The sequence below is a fragment of the Plantactinospora veratri genome (genome assembly GCF_036421995.1).
In the GTDB taxonomy this organism is placed as follows: Bacteria; Actinomycetota; Actinomycetes; order Mycobacteriales; family Micromonosporaceae; genus Plantactinospora; species Plantactinospora veratri.
In genome coordinates, this window is sequence record NZ_JAZGQL010000002.1 from 1 (window position 1) to 19,396 (window position 19,396).

The 19,396-nt window shown below is 70.6% G+C and carries 22 protein-coding genes and 4 tRNA genes; 21 read left to right on the top strand and 5 right to left on the bottom strand.

What is annotated here, in order from left to right; genetic code table 11:
• Positions 1 to 109: 109 nt before the first annotated feature.
• Positions 110 to 604: a YajQ family cyclic di-GMP-binding protein gene (locus V1634_RS02590; RefSeq protein ID WP_331206122.1), complete on the bottom strand. Its 495-nt coding sequence runs from the start codon at positions 602 to 604 to the stop codon at positions 110 to 112.
• A 146-nt stretch (positions 605 to 750) separates the two neighbouring features.
• On the opposite strand from V1634_RS02590, the gene V1634_RS02595 reads away from it, so the two are divergent.
• Positions 751 to 831: transfer RNA gene (locus V1634_RS02595), tRNA-Tyr, on the top strand.
• A gap of 241 nt (positions 832 to 1,072) precedes the next feature.
• On the opposite strand, the gene V1634_RS02600 is transcribed toward V1634_RS02595, so the two are convergent.
• On the bottom strand, positions 1,073 to 1,570 hold the full coding sequence (locus V1634_RS02600) for an ArsI/CadI family heavy metal resistance metalloenzyme (RefSeq protein ID WP_331206123.1): 498 nt from the start codon (positions 1,568 to 1,570) through the stop codon (positions 1,073 to 1,075).
• 75 nt (positions 1,571 to 1,645) lie between these two features.
• Here V1634_RS02600 and V1634_RS02605 point away from each other — a divergent pair, with 75 nt between their 5' ends.
• Genes V1634_RS02605 through V1634_RS02615 form a run of 3 tightly spaced genes read left to right on the top strand, consistent with a single transcriptional unit; the run spans position 1,646 to position 3,207 of the window.
• Entirely contained in the window at positions 1,646 to 2,017 is a 372-nt protein-coding gene (locus V1634_RS02605; protein ID WP_331206124.1) for an ArsR/SmtB family transcription factor, read from the top strand.
• The gene (locus V1634_RS02610) at positions 2,014 to 2,745 is read left to right on the top strand and encodes an MIP/aquaporin family protein (protein WP_331206125.1); all 732 of its coding nucleotides are present in this window, start codon (positions 2,014 to 2,016) and stop codon (positions 2,743 to 2,745) included. The genes V1634_RS02605 and V1634_RS02610 overlap by 4 nt, the downstream gene beginning before the upstream one ends.
• Before the next feature lie 42 nt (positions 2,746 to 2,787).
• The gene (locus tag V1634_RS02615) at positions 2,788 to 3,207 is read left to right on the top strand and encodes an arsenate reductase ArsC (RefSeq protein ID WP_331206240.1); all 420 of its coding nucleotides are present in this window, start codon (positions 2,788 to 2,790) and stop codon (positions 3,205 to 3,207) included.
• A 31-nt stretch (positions 3,208 to 3,238) separates the two neighbouring features.
• Here V1634_RS02615 and V1634_RS02620 read toward each other — a convergent pair whose 3' ends face one another.
• Positions 3,239 to 3,547 (bottom strand): hypothetical protein, encoded by a 309-nt coding sequence (locus tag V1634_RS02620; RefSeq protein ID WP_331206126.1) that lies wholly within the window; start codon positions 3,545 to 3,547, stop codon positions 3,239 to 3,241.
• 192 nt (positions 3,548 to 3,739) lie between these two features.
• Here V1634_RS02620 and V1634_RS02625 point away from each other — a divergent pair, with 192 nt between their 5' ends.
• The 7 genes from V1634_RS02625 to V1634_RS02655 all read left to right on the top strand — a co-directional run bounded on the left by V1634_RS02625 (position 3,740) and on the right by V1634_RS02655 (position 9,258).
• Positions 3,740 to 4,222 carry a S1 RNA-binding domain-containing protein gene (locus V1634_RS02625; protein ID WP_331206127.1) on the top strand — a complete coding sequence of 161 codons (483 nt, stop codon included), beginning with the start codon at positions 3,740 to 3,742 and terminating at the stop codon, positions 4,220 to 4,222.
• Between the two features lie 201 nt (positions 4,223 to 4,423).
• Positions 4,424 to 5,620 carry an epoxide hydrolase family protein gene (locus tag V1634_RS02630; RefSeq protein ID WP_331206128.1) on the top strand — a complete coding sequence of 399 codons (1,197 nt, stop codon included), beginning with the start codon at positions 4,424 to 4,426 and terminating at the stop codon, positions 5,618 to 5,620.
• Positions 5,621 to 5,871: 251 nt separating this feature from the next.
• Complete coding sequence (locus V1634_RS02635; RefSeq protein WP_331206129.1) at positions 5,872 to 6,279, top strand: YciI family protein; 408 nt, start codon at positions 5,872 to 5,874, stop codon at positions 6,277 to 6,279.
• Positions 6,280 to 6,286: 7 nt separating this feature from the next.
• Complete coding sequence (locus V1634_RS02640) at positions 6,287 to 7,477, top strand: RNA polymerase sigma factor (RefSeq protein WP_331206130.1); 1,191 nt, start codon at positions 6,287 to 6,289, stop codon at positions 7,475 to 7,477.
• A gap of 9 nt (positions 7,478 to 7,486) precedes the next feature.
• A complete protein-coding gene (locus V1634_RS02645) occupies positions 7,487 to 8,371 on the top strand; it encodes a hypothetical protein (RefSeq protein WP_331206131.1) in 885 nt (294 codons plus the stop codon).
• Between the two features lie 24 nt (positions 8,372 to 8,395).
• Entirely contained in the window at positions 8,396 to 9,004 is a 609-nt protein-coding gene (locus V1634_RS02650) for a cadmium resistance transporter (RefSeq protein WP_331206132.1), read from the top strand.
• A gap of 95 nt (positions 9,005 to 9,099) precedes the next feature.
• Complete coding sequence (locus V1634_RS02655; RefSeq protein WP_331206133.1) at positions 9,100 to 9,258, top strand: hypothetical protein; 159 nt, start codon at positions 9,100 to 9,102, stop codon at positions 9,256 to 9,258.
• Positions 9,259 to 9,373: 115 nt separating this feature from the next.
• Here V1634_RS02655 and V1634_RS02660 read toward each other — a convergent pair whose 3' ends face one another.
• A complete protein-coding gene (locus tag V1634_RS02660; protein ID WP_456238607.1) occupies positions 9,374 to 10,270 on the bottom strand; it encodes a virginiamycin B lyase family protein in 897 nt (298 codons plus the stop codon).
• A 76-nt stretch (positions 10,271 to 10,346) separates the two neighbouring features.
• Positions 10,347 to 11,978: a ribosomal protection-like ABC-F family protein gene (gene abc-f / locus V1634_RS02665; protein ID WP_331206241.1), complete on the bottom strand. Its 1,632-nt coding sequence runs from the start codon at positions 11,976 to 11,978 to the stop codon at positions 10,347 to 10,349.
• A 129-nt stretch (positions 11,979 to 12,107) separates the two neighbouring features.
• Between abc-f and V1634_RS02670 the strand changes: the two genes are divergently transcribed.
• The 10 genes from V1634_RS02670 (at position 12,108) to nusG (ending at position 19,335) form a co-directional block, all read left to right on the top strand.
• Positions 12,108 to 12,794 (top strand): TetR/AcrR family transcriptional regulator, encoded by a 687-nt coding sequence (locus tag V1634_RS02670; RefSeq protein ID WP_331206135.1) that lies wholly within the window; start codon positions 12,108 to 12,110, stop codon positions 12,792 to 12,794.
• A 627-nt stretch (positions 12,795 to 13,421) separates the two neighbouring features.
• Entirely contained in the window at positions 13,422 to 15,950 is a 2,529-nt protein-coding gene (locus V1634_RS02675) for a putative bifunctional diguanylate cyclase/phosphodiesterase (protein ID WP_331206136.1), read from the top strand.
• Positions 15,951 to 16,067: 117 nt separating this feature from the next.
• Positions 16,068 to 16,140, top strand: a tRNA-Thr gene (locus V1634_RS02680).
• A gap of 25 nt (positions 16,141 to 16,165) precedes the next feature.
• Positions 16,166 to 16,238: transfer RNA gene (locus tag V1634_RS02685), tRNA-Met, on the top strand.
• A 132-nt stretch (positions 16,239 to 16,370) separates the two neighbouring features.
• Complete coding sequence (gene rpmG, locus V1634_RS02690; protein ID WP_013288652.1) at positions 16,371 to 16,538, top strand: 50S ribosomal protein L33; 168 nt, start codon at positions 16,371 to 16,373, stop codon at positions 16,536 to 16,538.
• A gap of 319 nt (positions 16,539 to 16,857) precedes the next feature.
• Positions 16,858 to 17,304, top strand: coding sequence for a MaoC family dehydratase N-terminal domain-containing protein (locus V1634_RS02695; protein ID WP_331206137.1), 447 nt, complete (start codon positions 16,858 to 16,860; stop codon positions 17,302 to 17,304).
• 1 nt (position 17,305) lies between these two features.
• Positions 17,306 to 17,698, top strand: coding sequence for a MaoC family dehydratase (locus V1634_RS02700; RefSeq protein WP_331206138.1), 393 nt, complete (start codon positions 17,306 to 17,308; stop codon positions 17,696 to 17,698).
• A gap of 138 nt (positions 17,699 to 17,836) precedes the next feature.
• A tRNA-Trp gene (locus V1634_RS02705) sits at positions 17,837 to 17,909 on the top strand.
• Between the two features lie 278 nt (positions 17,910 to 18,187).
• Entirely contained in the window at positions 18,188 to 18,577 is a 390-nt protein-coding gene (gene secE / locus V1634_RS02710; RefSeq protein ID WP_331206139.1) for a preprotein translocase subunit SecE, read from the top strand.
• Positions 18,578 to 18,615: 38 nt separating this feature from the next.
• Complete coding sequence (gene nusG / locus V1634_RS02715; protein WP_331206140.1) at positions 18,616 to 19,335, top strand: transcription termination/antitermination protein NusG; 720 nt, start codon at positions 18,616 to 18,618, stop codon at positions 19,333 to 19,335.
• The last annotated feature ends 61 nt before the right edge of the window (positions 19,336 to 19,396 follow it).

Below are 19,396 nucleotides of genomic sequence, written 5' to 3' on the forward strand. Positions count from 1 at the left end.
GGTGGGGGGGGGGGGGGTGGCCCGGGGGCGTGGGTTGGGGGGGGTGCCCCCCCCCCCCCCCCCCGACGGTGACGACATCTGGCCCGGTGCGCAGGCTGCGGTGTGTTCCCTACCGGTAGTTGGTGAACTGAAGGGCGACGCCGAAGTCCTCGCTCTTGAGCAGGGAGATCACGATCTGCAGGTCGTCCTTCTTCTTGCCGGTCACCCGGAGCTGGTCGCCCTGGATCTGCGCCTGCACGCCCTTCGGCCCCTCGTCGCGGATCTTCTTGCTGATCGCCTTGGCCTTGTCCGAGTCGATGCCCTGGATGATCTTGCAGTCGATCTTGTGGACCTTGCCCGACGGGCGCGCCTCGCCGGCGTCCAGGGACTTCAGCGAGATGTTCCGCTTGACCAGCTTCTCCTTGAAGACCTCCAGGGCCGCCTTGACCCGCTCCTCCGTCTCGGCCTGGAGGCTGACCCCCTCCTCGCCCGACCACGAGATGTCGGCGCCGGTGCCCCGGAAGTCGAAGCGGGTGGAGAGCTCCTTCTCGGTCTGCCGGAGGGCGTTGTCGATCTCCTGCCGGTCGACCTTGCTGACGATGTCGAACGACGGGTTGGCTGCCATGATTCCGCTCCTGCTGTGGACGACATGAAGGTGCGCCGGGCCGGCCCGGCGGCGGTACGACATGCCGACGGTACCCGCTTGCGCGGCGGCCCGATGCAACCGCTATCCTTGCTTCCGCTGCCGCGTTCCGCGTGGCGGCACGCCCTGGCGGGTTGCCCGAGCGGCCAATGGGAGCGGACTGTAAATCCGTCGCGAAAGCTACAGAGGTTCGAATCCTCTACCCGCCACACGGTGCGGAATCAGCCCCTGACCTGGGACAACCGGGTGAGGGGCTGATCTTGTTTGGTCCCGTCCGGTCCAGCCGAGTCCGGCGCTCGACAGCGAGTTGTGGGCAGATGGTGGGCAGGTCGATCTTGGTTGCTCCCGCCTGAGATACAAACGGTCCCGGCAGTAGAACGGGCTGGATCCGCTGATGGTGACCGTACCCCGCCAGCGGATCCGCCCCCGTCCGGGTGAGACCACCGGAAGTTACGAGCAGCAACCGCCGGAGGCCGCTCCCACGGTCGCCGTTTCCTTGCCGCCGCTGGTGTCGCGGGCCTCGCCGCACTTGCAGTTGTCGTCGGCGCCGGGCTGTGCGTCGGCGCTCTTGCCGTACTGGTCTGAGTCGCCCTTGACCACGTACACCTCCCAGGGTTCGTTGCCGGGACCGCGTACCCACACCTTGTCCTGCACGGCGTAGCAGCAGGAGGTGTCGTTCTCGGTGAGGGTGATCAGCCCGCTCTGGGTGAGTCGGTCTGTCGCGGCCGCCACTTCTGCGCCGTCGAAGACCTCGACGCCGAGGTGGTCCATGACGGTGGGCTGGTCCGGGGCGCCTTCGAGCAGGACGAGCTTCAGCGGCGGCTCCTCGATGGCGAAGTTGGCGTATCCGGGGCGGCGCTTGGCCGGCTCGACTCCGAACAGCTTGGAGTAGAACGCCACCGACCCTTCAAGGTCGGAAACGCGTAGCGCGAGTTGGACGCGGGACATCCCGCACCTCCCTGCCTAGATGGATATCTAAACAGAAGGTTGCCACGCTGACTAGATGACTGTCAAACTAGACGGGTGTCGAGACAAGAGCTACCCGTGCTCAGCGCCGAAAGCTGCTGCCCGCCGCTGGTCGCCGAAGCCCTGACCGAGGAGACGGCGGCCGACCTGGCCCGAGGCTTCAAGGCGCTGGGTGATCCGGTACGGCTGCGCCTGCTGTCGCTCATCGCGGCCCGAGCCGGCGGGGAGGTCTGCGTGTGTGAGCTGACCGACGCGTTCGACCTGACCGGGCCGACGATCTCGCACCACCTGAAGGTGCTGCGGGAAGCGGGCCTGGTGGACTCCCAGCGTCGAGGCACCTGGGTCTACTACTGGGTGATGCCCGGCCGGCTCGGTGCGCTGTCCCGGCTGCTCGACACGTCGGCGATGACGTCCCGAGCGTCCGGGTGAGCCTGGCTCGGCGTACGTCGGCGGAGTTCGCCGGTACGGCCCTGCTGGTCGCCGCGGTGGTCGGTTCCGGCATCACGGCTGCCCGACTGTCGCCCGGGGACGTGGGACTGCAACTGTTGCAGAACGCGTTCGCGACCGCTCTGGCACTCGGCGCGCTGATTCTGATCTTCGGGCCGGTCTCCGGGGCGCACTTCAACCCGGTGATCTCGGCTGCGGACTGGTGGCTCGGTCGACGTACCGGTGCAGGGCTGAGCCCCGCCCAGCTCGTGGCGTACGTGGCCGCTCAGGTCACGGGAGCGGTCGCCGGGGCTGTCCTGGCAAACCTGATGTTCGATTTGCCTGCCGTGACCTGGTCCGGCACGGCCCGGACGGGCGGACACCTCTGGCTGGCCGAGACCGTCGCCACCGCCGGCCTGCTGCTGCTCATCGTCGCCCTGGTCCGCTCCGGCCGGGTGAACGTGGCACCCGCTGCGGTCGGCGCCTACATCGGTGCCGCCTACTGGTTCACCAGCAGCACGAGTTTCGCGAATCCGGCCGTGACGGTAGGCCGCATCTTCTCCGACACCTTCGCGGGCATCGCCCCCGCCTCGGCGCCGGGTTTCGTCGCAGGTCAACTCGTCGGCGCCCTGGTCGCGCTGGCCGCTCTGGCGTGGTGGTACCCCGTGCCGAGGCGGCGACCCGACGACCTGGTCATCCGGCGTCCAGCGCACGAGGAGGCGCGGTCATGACTCCCGCAACCACCGAATTTTCCAGGAGGAACGATGACCGGGATGACCGGTAAGCCCTCGGTCCTGTTCGTCTGTGTGCACAACGCCGGGCGTTCCCAGATGGCGGCCGGCTGGCTACGTCACCTGGCCGGGGACAGCGTCGAGGTCCGGTCCGCCGGTTCGGAACCGGCCGGGCAGATCAATCCGGTGGCCGTCGAAGCGATGCGGGAAGTCGGCATCGACATATCGACGGAACGACCCAAAATCCTCGACTGGGAGACCGCTGAGGCCAGCGACGTCATCGTCACGATGGGCTGCGGCGACACCTGCCCGGTCTTTCCCGGCAAGCGCTACGAAGACTGGTTCCTCACCGATCCCGCCGGCCAGCCCCTACCCGTCGTCCGCGAGGTCCGCGACCAGATCCGGGCCCGGATCGTGCGCCTCCTCGCAGAACTGAACCCGACCAGGCCGGGACCAGGTTGACCTGGTTGGCGGTGTGGAAGAACCCTGCGGCCTACTTCACCATCCGCATCGGCTGACCGGTCACGACGCCGTAGCCGACGGCGATCAAGATTATGACGCCGACCGCCGCGAAAGCGACCCCAAGCACCCTTTCCAGCAGGACGAAGCGCGCCAGACGCTCCTCGGGCGAGACGTCTGGCAGCCAGCGCCACGGGGGGATTCGCCGTAGCACGCTCGCGGTGGAAATCGACCGCCGTACGTGCCATTCCGTGACGCCGCGAAAGTTGGTGGCCAGGGCGACACCTACCAGGCTCACCGCAAGGCTCAGAACGGCGCCCGCCAGGGGACGCCACGTCTCCATCCGACCCCCTCCGGTGCGCCGACCGGATCCTAGTCGACACCCCGACTGTCGCGGCCGTCTCGCCATACCCCTGTTTGATCGTCGTTCGTGCTGTTCGGAGTCTCGGGCACGGCCACAGGATCGAGGGTGTGCCGAGCACGGCGGGACGAAAAGATTGGAGACATGGGATTGACGGATGCCGAGGGGCGGCGCGTGAGCCTGGAAACGCTGCAGCGTGGCCAGGTCGTCAGGGGCGCGGTGGTCGAGATCGAGAACTTCGGGGTGTTCGTCGAGATCGGCGGCGTTGTCGGCATGGTGAACTGTCCGGAGCTTTCCTGGACGCGCTTCGATCATCCGTCGCACGTCGTCAGCGTGGGAGATCGGCTCACTGTGCTGGTACTGGACGTCGATCTCGACCGCGAACGGGTGTCACTGTCGTTGAAGGGTCTGCTCCCCGACCCGCTGGCGGAATTCGCGCGGACACGTCTCGGCACCGTCGTGCCGGGTACGGTGACCCGCGTCGTCCCGCCGTTGGGTGTCTTTTTCGCCATCGGAGACGGCATCGAGGGATTGGTCCACAACACCGTGCTGGACCGCACCTGTGGACTCGGCGACGTATTCGCCGTCGAGATCGTGGACATCAACCTCGTCAACCGGCGGGTTCGGCTGGTGCCGACCGACCGTCAGCCCTCGTAGGTAGCTGCGGGCACCACACCGGTCCCGGCAAAGCCGATGAAGCGACAGCAGCCAGTGCGACAGCAGCCAGTGCTGCGGTCCAGCCGGTACCCGAACGTGAAATCGCGTTCCGGTCCGCCGGTCGCCGGGCCGGTGCGAAACTGGGCTCGTACCAGCCGACCGGCGTCCCGGCGCCGGTCGACCCGAGCCGGCAGGTGGAACATGTCGAACGACAACGAAATCCGTCCCTTCCGGCTCGACACGCCGGAAGACGCGATCGCCGACATGCATCGCCGGATCGGAGCCACCCGCTGGCCCAGCCGGGAACTGGTCACCGATCGCTCGCAGGGCGTGCAGCTCGCGACCGTTCAGGAACTGGCCCGGTACTGGACGACCGAGCACGACTGGCGCGCGTTCGAGGCGAGGCTGAACGCGCTGCCGCAGTACACGACCGAGATCGACGGCGTCGAGATCCATTTCATCCACGTACGGTCGCGGCACGAGAACGCACTGCCGCTGATCATCACGCACGGCTGGCCGGGGTCGGTCGTCGAGCTGCTCGGGGTGATCGGCCCACTCACCGACCCGACCGCGCACGGCGGTACCGCCGAGGACGCCTTCCACCTGGTGCTGCCCTCCCTGCCCGGTTACGGCTGCTCCGGTGAACCGACCGAGCCCGGCTGGGAGTCCACCCGGATGGCACGCGCGTGGGCGGAGCTGATGAACCGGCTCGGCTACTCGCGTTACGTCGCCCAGGGCGGCGACGTCGGCGCCACCGTCACGGACGCGATGGCTCGACTGGCCCCCGAGGGACTGCTCGGCATCCACGTCAATCTCCTCGTCGCGGCGATCGGTCTCAAGGACCAGTTGCCGGCGCGGTCCGCGCCGGAGCGGGCGGCGTACGACGCGCTCAACACGTTCACGACGGACGGCTTCGGCTATTTCCTGGAGCAGTCCACCCGCCCGCAGACGATCGGCTACTCCCTGCTCGATTCCCCCGTCGGGCTGGCGGCCTGGATGCTCGACCACGACACGAGCAGCTACTACAAGATGTCCCGGGCGTTCGTCGACGGCGGGGCCGTCGGCGGTCTCACCCGGGAGAGCATCGTCGACAACATCACGCTGTACTGGCTGACCGGCACCGGCGCCTCGTCCGCCCGGTGGTACTGGGAATTCGCCCGGGCCCAGGCCGCAGCCGACGCCGCTGGCCAGGCGCCGCCGCCGGCCTCGGTACCGGTCGGCTTCACGACCTTTCCCGACGAGCTCTGGGCGGCCCCGCGTAGCTGGGCCGAAACCGTCTACCCCGACCTCGCGTACTTCAACGAGGTCGGCAGCGGCGGCCACTTCGCCGCCTGGGAGGAACCGGAACTCTTCTCCACCGAGCTACGGGCCGCGTTCCGGCCGCTGCGCCGATCCTGAACCCGCTGCACGCAGAGCTGCCCAGGTCGAACAGAGGCTCGACTGCCCGCGCGTCAAGCTCGGGGGCCAGGTCGCGGCCTCCCCGCGCTCCCGCCCGCGCCCGGTGCCTCCGACGCCACCGGACGGCTCGGCCGGGGCTCAGCCACCGGGGAGAAAACTTTGCCGGCGATGTCGAGAACCGCTGACCGGCTCCGTCCCCGGCTGTGAACGCGATCAGAATGGGTCGCACACCGGTACCGAGGAGAAACACGATGGCGAAGTACCTGCTGCTCAAGCACTACCGTGGCGCCCCGGCTGCGGTGAACGACGTACCGATGGAGAAGTGGACGCCGGAGGAGATCACGGCGCACGTGCAGTACATGCGTGACTTCGCGGCCCGGCTGGAGGAGACCGGCGAGTTCGTCGACGGTCAGGCGCTCGCCCCCGAGGGGACGTTCGTGCGGTACGACGGTGAGGGGCGCCCGCCGGTCACCGACGGCCCGTTCGCCGAGACGAAGGACCTGATCGCCGGCTGGATGGTGATCGACGTCGACAGCTACGAGCGCGCCGTCGAACTGGCCGGGGAGCTGTCGGCCGCCCCCGGAGCGGGCGGGAAGCCGATCCACGAGTGGCTCGAGCTGCGCCCCTTCCTGACCGAGCCGCCGACCATCACGGAGTGACCGGCTCATGAACGAGGCCCTGATCCGGAGCCTCACGCCGAGCGTGCTCGGGATCCTCGTCCGCCGCGGAGCCGACTTCGCGGCGGCCGAGGATGCCGTACAGGACGCGCTGGTCGAGGCGGTCCGGACCTGGGCGGCCGACCCGCCACGGGACCCGAAGGGCTGGCTGGTCACCGTGGCCTGGCGCCGGTTCCTCGACGCGACCCGGGCGGACGCCGCACGCCGCCGTCGTGAGGACCTCCTCGACGAGGAGCCGGCGCCCGGACCCGTGCCCGTGGTGGACGACACGCTCCAGCTCTACTTCCTCTGCGCCCATCCGTCGCTGACGCCGTCGTCGGCGGTCGCGCTCACGCTGCGCGCCGTCGGCGGGCTGACCACCCGCCAGATCGCCCAGGCGTACCTGGTACCGGAGGCGACCATGGCGCAGCGGATCAGCCGGGCCAAGCGCACCGTCTCGGGCGTACGGTTCGACCAGCCCGGCGACGTCGCCACCGTGCTGCGCGTCCTCTACCTGGTCTTCAACGAGGGCTACTCCGGCGACGTCGACCTGGCCGCCGAGGCCATCCGGCTGACCCGGCAGCTCGCTTCCGCGATCGACCACCCCGAGGTGGCGGGCCTGCTCGCCCTGATGCTGCTGCACCACGCCCGGCGCGCCACCCGGACGGCACCCGACGGCAGCCTGGTGCCGCTGGCCGAGCAGGACCGCAGCCGGTGGGACACCACGCTGATCGCCGAGGGCGTCGAGATCCTCCAGACGGCCCTCGCCCGTGACCGGCTGGGCGAGTTCCAGGCCCAGGCAGCCATCGCGGCCCTGCACGCCGACGCGCCCACCGCCGAGGAGACCGACTGGGTGCAGATCGTCGAGTGGTACGACGAACTCGCGCGCCTGACCGACAGCGCGGTCGTCCGGCTCAACCGCGCGGTCGCCGTCGGCGAGGCGGACGGACCGCGCGCCGGGCTGGCGGCGCTCGCTGCGCTGGACGACTCGCTGCCCCGCCACACGGCGGTGGCGGCGTACCTGCACGAGCGCGACGGCGATCCGGCGACGGCGGCCCGGCTGTACGCCGAGGCGGCCCGGAAGGCAGCCAACCTCGCCGAGCGCGACCACCTGACGCGCCAGGCCGCCCGGCTCAACACCCGCCGTTCCGCAGGGGCCGCGATCGAGGGCGGCATCCGTCGCGACCCATCTATGGAATGATCGCTGACCGTGCGCCCCACGCGTGTCCTGCTGACGGTCTTCGTCGTCGCCGGCACGCTGTCGGCCCTGGCAGCGCTGGTCTCCGCCGACCGCGCCGCCGCCCAGTCAGCGCTGGTCGCATCGGCCGCGCTGATCGGCTACGTCCTGGTCGTCGGGCCGGCAGCGCCCCGGGTACGACCGGCGCTGGCCGCCGGCATCGCCCTGCTCGCGCTCCCCACGGCGGTGGAACTGTGGCGGGGCTCCGCCGAACCCGCCACCCGTCGGTTGCTGATCCCGTTCTACGCGCCGCTGGACGGTGCTGCCGCGTCGACCGGGCGGCCCGCCCTGCCACCGCCGATCCTCGACCAGTGGCGGCAGGCCCTCGACCAGGAACGGCTCGCCTCCGTGGCGCTGCTGCTCGGGATCCTCTGTCTTGCCGTGGCGGTACTCGCGCTACCGGTCCGGCAGCGGCGCAAGGCCACGGTACTGGCCAGGGGCGTCGCCGTACTCCTGCTCGTGGTCGTCGGTGCGGACGTCTGGTCCCGGGTCGACGGCGAGCCGCTGCTCGGCCTGCTCGGAGCCGGCTGGCCGGCGCTGCTGGCCACCGTCGCGGCGGCGGCCGTGCTGGCGGTGTCGGCGTCGCGTGCCGACCGGACCGGCCTCGTTCCGCTCGGAGCGCTGCTGGTCACGGTCTCGGCGGCGGTCGCGCTCCACGATCTCGTCCGGGGTTGGTCGACCTGGTGGAGGTTCGCCAACCCGGATGACAGCGTCTTCCTCTCGGCCGGCGTGGCGACGTCGCTGGCCGGTCTGGTCGACGTGTCGGCGGCGCTGCTGGCGACGGTGACGCTTGCCGGGCCGCTGCTGCTCGCGGTCGGCGCCCTGCGCGCCGCCCGGACCGCCGCCGGCCCGACCTGACCACTTTCCGTAGAGTCCCTGCGCGTGGGCGATCTGGTCGGGACGTTGCTCGCGGCGGTCGGGCTCTTCGCCGGTACGAACGTCGACGACATCATCGTGCTGACCGTGCTCTTCCTCTCCGCCAGGGCAGCGGGCCGGCCGCGGCCGTGGCAGATCTGGGTCGGCCAGTACGCCGGGATCGCCGTCCTGGTCCTCGTCTCCGCCGTCGCCGCGCTGGGCCTGACGATCGTGCCCGACCGGTGGGTGGGGCTGCTCGGTCTGGTCCCGTTCGCCCTCGGGCTGCGCGGACTCGTCGCGGCGCTCCGGGCCCGGGACGAGGTCGATCCGCCGTCGCCCGTGGTGGCCACCGGCCTCCTCTCGGTGATCGGGGTGACGGTGGCGAACGGCGCCGACAACCTCTCCGTCTACACGCCGACGTTCCGTACCGTCGGCGTCGTCGACAGCCTGCTCACCGTGGCGGTCTTCGCCGTCGGGGTCGCGGTCTGGTGTCTGGCCGGGTCCTGGCTCGGCTCCCATCAGAAGGTCGTCGACCTCGTACGACGTTTCGGGCATTGGATCGTGCCGGTCGTCTTCATGTTGATCGGCGCGGTGATCGTGGTCGGGTCCGGCGTACTCGGCCGACTCGCGGGTTGACCGGCCAGTTGTGGAACGCGTCCGGATGGCAACGGAAGCGTTTCCGCTCGCGGGTGGGGGCGGCGACAGCGGCCGGGCTGGCCTAGCGTCTCCGCATGGTTTCCACCGACCAGGTTCCCGAACTGCTGTTCGTGCTCACCGTCTACCTCGCGCTGACCGTGGTCATGTTCGGAGCGCTGTACTGGGTGATCCGGCTGGCGGTACGTCACGCGATCGAGGACGCCGACCGGCGCCGGGCGAGCCAGCGGCGGTGACGTGCCGAGGTTGCGCCAGCGGTGGCGACCCGGCCGCCGGGCCCGAGCGAACGCCGGGCCCGGACCGGCCCGACCGGGGCAGCCACGACCGGCAGGTGCCGGCCCCGAATCTCCGCTACGGCGTCAGCCGGGCGACGCTGCCGATCTCCAGGGCGACCCAGACGACCCCGTCCGGGCCGACCGCGATCCCGTGCGGCTCGGATCCCGGTGTCGGCAGGTCGTACTCCCGGATCGTGCCGTCCGTGCCGAGTTGCCCGACCCGGTTGGCGCCCCACTCGGTGAACCAGTAACTCCCGTCCGGTGCCGTGGCGATCGCGTGCGGCCGGGCGGCCCGGTCCGGCAACGGGATCTCGGTGATCTTCCCGTCCGGGGTGATCCGGCCGAGCTGGCCGGCGGCGATCTCGACGAACCAGACCGCGCCGTCGGCGCCGGCCGTGATGCCGACCGGTCCGGCGCCGGCCGTCGGCAGCGGGTGCAGGGTGATGTCGCCGTCGACCTCGATCCGGCCGACCGCGTTCGCCTGGTTGAGCGTGAACCAGAGAGCCCCGTCGGCACCGGCGGTGATCATCGAGGGAAACGCACCCGTCTCGGGCAGCGGATACTCCTCGATCCTGCCGTCGGTGCCGATCCGGCCGATCCGGTCGGTGTTCAGCTCGGTGAACCAGAGCGCGCCGTCCGGCCCGGCGGTGATGCCGTACGGGCCGCCGGCCGGCGACGGGATCGGGTACGAGGTGACCTGCCCGGCGGGGCAGACCCGTCCGATCCGGTGGTCCTGGGACCGGGTGAACCAGAGTGCGCCGTCCGGCCCCGGCGTGATGACGCAGGGGCGGCTCGCCGATTCGTCGAGTTGGTGACGTCGAACCTCCCCCTCGGGGGTCATTCGGATGATTTCCCCGGCATGCACCAGGGTGACCCAAATTGCGCCGTCCGGTCCGACGGTCAGGCCGTACGGGCCGGCGGTGGAATCGGCTATCGGAAACTCCCGTACCGACGGATGACGCGAAGATGTCATTTCGGTTTTCCTTCCTTCGGAATTCGATCGGCGCGACCCGGCCGAATCGCAAACCGGTGCCGTGGTGCTTTCCGGGTCAACCCGTGACGGGGACCGGTTCGGGGTCGAGTGCCCCGGCGGCCATCACCCGGTGCTCGCCGCGCCAACGCTCGCGCAGTCGCCGGTCGTGACTGACCACCAGTACCGCGCCCGGATACTCCGCGAGGGCCGTCTCCACCTCCTCGACCAGGCCGGGCGACAGGTGGTTGGTCGGCTCGTCGAGCAGCAGCAGGTCGGCCGGCTCGCTGACCAGCCGGGCCAGCGCGAGCCGTCGCCGCTGGCCGGTGGAGAGCTCCCCGACGGGTACGCCGAGCCGCTCCCGGTCGAAGAGCCCCAGCGAGAGCAGTTCGTCGACGTACTCGGCCGGTGACCCGGGCCGGCCCCGGGCGAAGGCGTGCAGCAGCGGCTCCCGCGGCCGTTCCACCGCGACCTCCTGGGGCAGGTAGCCGATCCGCCCCCGCCGGACCACCCGGCCGGCGTCCGGCACCAGTGCGCCGGCGAGTACCCGCAACAGGGTGCTCTTTCCCGCGCCGTTCGCCCCGCTGACCAACAGCCGATCCCGGCTACCCAGCGTCAACCCGGTCTCGCGCAGTCGGCCCCGCACCGCCACCCCGTCGGCGTGCAGCAGCACCCCGGTGGTGCCGTCGCCGGAGAACGTCGGGGTGAACCGGAGCGGCTGCGGTGGCGGTGGCACGGGGTGCTCGGTGAGCCGGCGCAGCCGCTGTTCGGCGTTGCGTACCCGGCTCGCGACGGACTGCTGCACCCGGCCGGCGTCCCGGTCGTACGCCATCTTGTTCCGGTCCTTCATCTCCCGGCCCGGCGCGACCTGCCGGGCCGTGGTCGCCACCGCTTCGCGCAGCCGGCCGACTTCGGCCTGCCAGTCGGAGTGTGCCTGGGCCCAGCGCCGCCGGGCGGCCGCTCTGGCCGCGAGGAATCCGGAATATCCGTCGCCGTACCGGACCAGGGTGTGCCGGTCACCGTCCACTTCGATCAGTGCCCCGGCGACCCGGTCGAGGAAGACCCGGTCGTGCGAGACCAGCACGGTGCTGCCCCGCCGGCCGCGCAGGTGCTCCTCCAGCCAGCGCAGCGAGTCGTCGTCGAGGTGGTTGGTCGGCTCGTCGAGCAGCAGCACCTCGGCGCCGGCCGACAGCACCGCGGCGAGGTGCAGCCGGGCCTGTTCGCCGCCGGAGAGCTCGTCGAGCCGCCGGCTCCGGTCGATCCCGGCCAGGCCGAGCGCGTGCAGCGTCCGTTCCACCCGGGCGTCGGCGTCGTACCCGCCGCGCAGCTCGAAGACGGTGGCCAGCTCGCCGTACTCGGTCAGGTGCCGCTCGTCGCCGTCGCCGAGCAGCGATTCCAGTTCCCGCAGCCGGGCCTCGATCCGGCGCAGCTCGGCCAGGGCGTCGTCGATCGCCTGCCGCACGGTCAGGTCTGCCGGCAGCGGCGCGTCCTGTCCGAGATAGCCGAGCCCACCGGTGGTGACGACGGTGACCCGTCCCTCGTCGGGGCGTTCCCGTCCGGCGAGCAGCCGGAGCAGGGTGGATTTGCCGGAGCCGTTCTCGCCGATGATCGCGGTGCGTTCGCCGGCGGCGATGGCGCAGCTGACGGCGTCGAGCACGGTCCGGTCGGCGTAGCGCTTGGTGACGTTGTGCAGGCTGAGCTGGGTAGGCATGGGAGCGACTCCGGTCGTCGACGGATCGGCCGCCGGGTCGTGCGGCGGCTCGGGACGCGGGGTGACGCTCACCTGATCATCGGACGGGTACCCACCTTAAATCTACGGATGTAGCAGTAAGATAGTGCCATGACTCCGCCCCGACCGCCAACCGATTCCGCCGGGCCCGCCCGCCGGCCCGGGGGGCGCAGCGCTGAGGTCCGCCGCCGGGTCCTCGACGCGGTCCGGGCCCACCTCGTCGAGTACGGCTACGACGCGCTGGGCATCGACGCCGTGGCGGAGCGGTCGGGGGTGCACCGCACCACTGTCTACCGGCGCTGGCGCGACGTCGGAGGGCTGCTCGCCGACGTACTCGTCGAGGCCGTCGACGACGACTGGCGACCACCCGACACCGGCTCGCTGGAGGGGGACCTGCTCGCGGTCAACGCGGAGGTGTACGCGGCGCTCACCGCCGATCCGCCGGTAACGATGGCGCTGATCGCCGCGTCGTTCCGTTCGGCGCCGGCCGCGGCCGCGCTCCGCTCCTTCTGGGCCGACCGCTACGACCGCTGTGCCGTCATCGTGCACCGGGCGGTACGGCGCGGCGAGATCCCGGCGGACTGCGATCCGCGCAGACTGCTCATCGCGGCCACCGCGCCGCTCTACCACGAACTGGTGTTGCTGCGGACCTCGCCCGACCCGGAGTTCGCGGTCCGGGTGGCCCGGGACGCCGTGACGGCCGCCCGAGCCGGAGCCTTCACGGTGGGCGCCCTCACGGACTGTGATCCTGGCGACGTGCGACACCGGTCGCGCGGACGTTCGGCCGGTGTCCGCTGAGTCTGCTGTGGACGGCAGCCCGAGCTATCCCTAGTGTCCCGATGTCGACCTATTCTGCGGTGGCGCTCCGTCCGTGATGGGTGGAGTTACGCGGTTGCAGTGGTTTAGCCGAAATCCGTCGACAACGGTATTTGATACGCCTGATCGCGTACGGGTGGTGAGTCTTATTGAGCGGGGAGTGAATCCTGTCGGGCATTTGCTGGCAAGCGGGGTTGCGTCCGGCCGGCGGACCTGTCCCTACCGAACGGTTAGACTTTGCCGATCCCCGGGTGGTCGCTCTTCCGATGGCTTTGCGGGTTCCTCTGACTGTGGCACCATCATGGAACATCTACCTTCCACGACGCTACCTCGACGGGAGCAAACCGATGCCTGCATGGAGGTTGGGTCGCCACATAGGCTCCCTACTTCTGCTCGCGGCGCTCGCCGTCAGTGGCTTCGCCGCGGCGACCGCGGTGACCGACCTGGCTGTGCGGGACCGAAGCGGCCACATCTGGATCGCTGACTCGACCGACCCTCCAGCCGAGGGTGACGCGACCGGGCCGGAGGCCGGGGTCCAGGTCCTCGGCTGGGACTGGACCTAGCGGCCACGCGCGTCCGAGGGACGGACTCTCTTCCATTGGGAGTGGTATGGCTGGGCGCCCACCGTCACCACGTCGATCCCCTGAGCACGCCTGGCTGATCACCGGTCCGCTGGCCATCTTCGCGGTCGTCCTGGCGGTGGTGCTCGGTGTCCTCGACGGTCCGCCCGACGAGTGGACGTGGGCGGCCCTGGTGCTCGCTCTCGCGCTGCTGGGTGACACGCCGCTGCTGTTCTACGTCGTCCGACGACAGACCACGGCCATCACGTTCAGCGAGATCCCACTGCTCTTCGGGCTCTACCTGCTGCCGCCGCTCACCGTCGTACTCGTCTTCACGCTCGGTTCGCTGATCACCCAGATCTACCGCCGGTTCCCACCGGCGAAGTTGTGGTTCAACGTCGCCAAGTCCGCCGCGGCGGCGTCGCTGGCGAGTCTGGTCGTGCTGGCCCTGCCGGAGATGCGGGGCTTCGGGCCGAGCACCTGGGGTGTGCTCGTCGCCGCCGTGGCCACCCACGCGCTGGTGACGCTGGGCGCGGTCGCCGGAGTCTTCGCGATCATGCATGGCGCACAGGCGGGCTGGGAGGTGTTCCGCACCTCCGGACCCGGCCTGCTCACGGTCATGCTCAACGTGGCCATGGGCCTGGTCATCGTGATCTGCCTCCGAATGACCCCGTGGTCCGCCCTGCTCCTGCTCGCGCTCGCCGCCGCGCTGATCCTGCTCTACCGCTCGTACGCACAGTTCTTCCGCCAGCACCGCACCCTCGCCGACGTCTACGAACTCACCAAGGCGATGAGCGAGAGCGGCCAGGACGGCACCCTGGCCGACTCGCTGCTGGGCCGGGTCCGGGCGCTGATGCAGGCCGAGTACGCCACCCTCTGGCTCCCCGGCCAGGGCCGGCACCCGGAGGTCCTGCTCACCGCCAGAGTCGAGGACTCGGGACTGCTCGACTTCTCCCGGACCCCGCTGGTCGCCCGGGAACGCGCCACCCAGGAGAGCCGGACCGTCGCCGCCGGCAGTCGGATGGGCGGCCATCCGGACGTACGGGAGGCGTTGCGGGAAGCGGGTCTGAAGGACGTGATCGTCACCCCGCTCCGCTCCGGCCAGGCGGTGATCGGGTCACTAGAGGTGGTGAACCGGCTCGGCGACATCGGGCACTTCACCCCCGCGGACGTGCCGATCTTCGAGACGATCGCCGCGCACGCCGCGGTCGCCCTGGAGAACTCGCGGCTGGTTGACCGGCTGCGGCACGACGCGTACCACGACGGGCTGACCAACCTGCCCAACCGTCGGCGGGTGAGCGGGGCGCTGGAGGAGGCGGTCCGGGTACGCGCCCCGAACGAGGTCGTCGCGCTGCTCCTCTTCGACGTGGCCGGACTCCGCCAGGTCAACGAGTCCGTCGGGCACGCGGCCGGCGACCGGGTACTCGTCGAGGTGGCGACCCGGCTGCGCGCCTCGGCCCCCTCCGCCGCGCTGGTCGGCCGGGTCGGCAGCGACGAGTTCGTGGTGACGCTGCGGATGGAGAGCATCGACGCGGCGCTCGACCTCGCCGCCGAGCTGCGCGAGCAGATCCGCGACCGGATGGTCTTCGACGTGCTCGTTCTCGACGTCGACACCGTGGTCGGGGTCGCGGTGCATCCGGACCACGGCGACGATCCGGCGACCCTGCTCCAGCGCGCCGACCTCGCGGTGACCCGGGCCAAGTCGGCCCCGGACGGCATCCAGCTCTTCAGTCCCGGGCTGGAGTCCCGGTCGTCGCGCCGGCTCGGCCTCGCCAGCGACCTGCGCCGCGCGCTCGACCACGCCGAGGTGGAGGTCTACTACCAGCCCAAGGTCACCCTGACCGACCGGCGGCTGGTCGGGGTGGAGTGCCTGGCCCGCTGGGTGCACCCGGCGCACGGGACGGTGGCGCCGGAGGACTTCGTGGCGGTGGCGGAGCACACCGGCCAGCTTCCCGAGCTGACCAGGCTGGTGCTCGGCGAGGCGCTGCGGCGCAGCCGGGACTGGACCAGCGGCGGCAACACGCTCGCCGTCTCGGTCAACATCTCTCCGCGTACCCTCGCCGACCAGCAGTTCCCGGCCCTGGTGCAGGGAATGCTCGCGGAGTACGGCGTCGCCCCGGAGCTGCTCACCCTGGAGATCAAGGAGGCCGGCGTACTGGACGGCACCGAACGCGCGGTGCCGGGACTGCGCCGGCTGCGCGACATCGGGGTACGCCTCGCCGTCGACGACTTCGGTACCGGCCACTCCTCGCTCTCCTACCTGCGTCGGTTGCCGGTCAACGAGGTCAAGGTCGACCGCTCGTTCGTGCAGGGGATGGCGACCGACCCGGTGGACCTGGCGATCGTCAACGCGGTGGTGACGCTCTCCCAGCAGTTCGGCCTGGCGGTGGTGGCAGAGGGAGTGGAGAGCGAACTCACCCTGGAACTGCTCCAGGACATCGGGTGCCAGATCGGGCAGGGCTTCCTGTTCAGCCGTCCGTTGCCGTACGAGCGCCTGGAGGCGTGGTTCGCGGCCCAGTCGGAATCCGACACCTCGGCCGGTCAGGCCGACGTACGGCGACTGCGGGCAGTGCCCTGACCTGCTCCGACGGCCTCGGATCGATGCCCCGGTTTGGCTACCGGGGATCTGATTTCACCTCGTGCCCGACGACGTGTACTCTTACCTCTGCGCGCCACCAGGAAAGATCGCGTGCGCGCCCCCTTAGCTCAGTCGGCAGAGCGTCTCCATGGTAAGGAGAAGGTCTACGGTTCGATTCCGTAAGGGGGCTCAGAGGGTTCTGTTGGACCCGCCACGGCGGTGTAGCTCAGATGGCAGAGCAAGCGGCTCATAATCGCTGTGTCGCCGGTTCAAGTCCGGCCACCGCTACTCTCGGGCGCCGGGGCTAACCCGGAGACCGAAACAAGAGGGCGCTGTCGGCGCCCACTTTGCGTGTCCGCGTGGCAGGCGTCTACGCTGGTACGTCGTAGTTCAGTCCGCTAACGAGGAAGGCGCCCCGCCGTGGCCAAGGCGACCGATGTCCGTCCCAAGATCACTTTGGCGTGTGTGGAGTGCAAGGAGCGCAACTACATCACGCGTAAGAACCGCCGTAACGACCCGGACCGCATCGAGCTGAAGAAGTTCTGCCCCCGGGACGGCAAGCACACCGTTCACCGCGAGACCCGCTGATCGGCGCCGACGCGAGTCGGCCGACCAGAGACCACCAGCATCGCCGTTCCGGCCCTGGCGAGCGCGGCTCCGAGCCCGCTGCCGCCCAGGCCCCCGGGGCGGCGATTCTGCTCTCCACGCCCCGGTGCCCGCCGCGCCCTGCGGGTCCGACCCCCGCCGTCCGGCGGGCACCCTCCGGACCGCCGGGCGGCGCCTTCTTCCGGACCCCTGACCGGGGCTCCGGCGGGCGCCTGCGCGCCTTCCCGGGGCATCGGCGGGCTCGTCCCGTCCGCCGGGCGGCGGCCCCGGCGGGTCGCCCCCGCCGTGTAGGTTCGGCGGCATGTCCCTGGACCCGTCCTTCGTCGGCCGCAGCTATCCGCCGACCCCGCCCTACCAGGTGGGCCGCGAGAAGATCCGAGAGTTCGCCACGGCGATCGGGGCCGTCGACCCGGCACACCACGATCCGGATGCCGCCCGGGCGCTCGGGCACGCCGACGTGGTGGCGCCGCCGACCTTCCCGTTCACGATCACCATGGCGGCCAACCGGCAGATCGTCGAGGACCCGGAACTCGGCGTCGACTACAGCCGGGTGGTCCACGGCGACCAGCGTTTCCGCTATACCCGGCCGGTGATCGCCGGTGACGAGCTGACCTGCGTCAACACCGTCGAGGAGATCCTCAACCGGGGCGCGCACAGCTTCATGACCACCCGCACCGAGGTCAGCACGACGGCGGGGGAGCCGGTGGTCACCGTCTGGACCAAGCTCGTCGTACGCGGAGAGGGCTGAGATGGATCTTGCACCTCGTACCTTCCGGATCACCCGCGCGGACCTGGTCCGCTACGCGGGCGCCTCGGGCGACTTCAACCCCATCCACTGGAGCGACCGGTTCGCCACCAAGGTGGGGCTGCCCGGGGTGATCGCACACGGCATGTTCACGATGGCGCTGGTCGGACGCGCGGTCACCGACTGGGCCGGCGCTCCGGACGCGGTGGTGGAATACAGCGTCCGGTTCACCCGGCCGGTCGTGGTGCCGGACGACGACCAGGGCACCGAGATCGAGGTGAGCGCCGCCGTCCGGGGTGAGCCCGAGGACGGACTCACCCGGCTCGACCTGACCGCCACCTGCCAGGGCGAGAAGGTGCTCGCCCAGGCCCGGGCGGTGATCCGCACCCCGGCGTAGCTCGGGCCGGACCAGGCGGGACGGGCTCGCTGGGGCACACCGGTTGGGAAACTCGTGCCTCTACCCGTACACTGGTCCGCCGTGGGGCAAGTGGCCTCTACTCAGGCGTGCGTGCCTGAGTGGGTCGGCTGCCCCCACAGGGGTGTAGCTCAATTGGCAGAGCAGCGGTCTCCAAAACCGCAGGCTGCAGGTTCAAGTCCTGTCACCCCTGCGCCTACGGCCTGACCGGTCCCGGGATCGGCGTCGCCATCACCTGTGGCGACCGGCTCGTGTTGGTGGCATCGGCGGGGTCGCGCCGAGGCGGTCCGTCCGCCCGGTCCGCGCCCTGGCGGATCCGCCGGCCGCGGGCCGTTCCGGGGGACGGTCGTCCGGAGGGTTCGGTCGAGGGCGGTCGGTGCCCGAGGCGGAGACTCCGGGTTCCGGCCGGCGTGAAAAGCGCAGCGCGCGTCCACCGACGCGCGTACCAACCACCCGGCGACGGAGGGCGAAGTGGCCGAGAAGAATCGGCGCGACGAGGACGACAACGACCGTCTCGACGACGAGATGGTTGACGACGTCGTCGACGATGACGCCGACGACGAGGCGGACGAGCCGGTCGGACGTGGTGGCACCGCCACCCGGGAGCGCACCAAGGCCGATTCGGCGGACAGCAGGCCCAAGACCAAGACCGAGGGTCGGGTCGGAATATTCGGCCGGCTTGCCCGGTTCTTCCGCGAGGTCGTGGCAGAGCTGCGTAAGGTCATCTGGCCGACCCGTAAGGAGCTGCTGACCTACACCGCCGTGGTGGTCGTGTTCGTCGCCGTGGTGCTGACGATCGTGGCCGGGCTGGACTACGCCTTCGCCCGCGCCGTGCTGTGGGTCTTCGGCGGCTCCAGCTGACCACCTGCCCCACCTGATAGTGACGGAAGTGAGCGAGCGTGCCTGAGTACGACGAGACCGCCGAGATCCCGGACGAGCAGTCCGCGGTGGCGACGGCGAGCGGTACCGAGTCGGTAGAGGCCGCCAACGAGCCGGAGTTCGCCGCCGCCGAGGCGCCGGACGAGGACTACGACCCGGTCGCCGAGCTGCGGCAGAAGCTGCGCTACGCGCCCGGCGACTGGTTTGTGGTCCACTCGTACGCCGGTTACGAGAACAAGGTCAAGACGAACCTGGAGACCCGGATCACCAGCCTCGACATGGAAGAGTTCATCTACCAGGTCGAGGTGCCGACCCGGGAAGAGGTCGAGGTCAAGAACGGCAAGCGCCTCCAGGTCCAGAACAAGGTCTTCCCGGGTTACATCCTGGTCCGGATGGAACTCACCCCGGAGTCGTACTCCTGCGTGCGCAACACCCCGGGGGTGACCGGCTTCGTCGGCGCGACCGACCGGGCCGACCGGCCCGCGCCGCTCTCGCTGGACGAGGTGCTCAAGTGGCTCGCCCCGGCGGTGGAGACCGAGACCAAGAAGGCGAAGCCGGAGGTCAAGGTCCTCGACTTCGAGGTCGGCGACTCGGTCACCGTCACCGACGGCGCCTTCGCGTCGCTGCCGGCCACGATCAGCGAGATCAACGCCGACCAGCAGAAGCTCAAGGTGCTGGTGTCGATCTTCGGTCGGGAGACTCCGGTCGAGCTCAACTTCAACCAGGTCGCCAAGATCTGATCGACGGCCCGCCCGGGCTCCGGCCGGGGCCGACCTCGGCGCGTCGCCCGAGCCGGCGCTG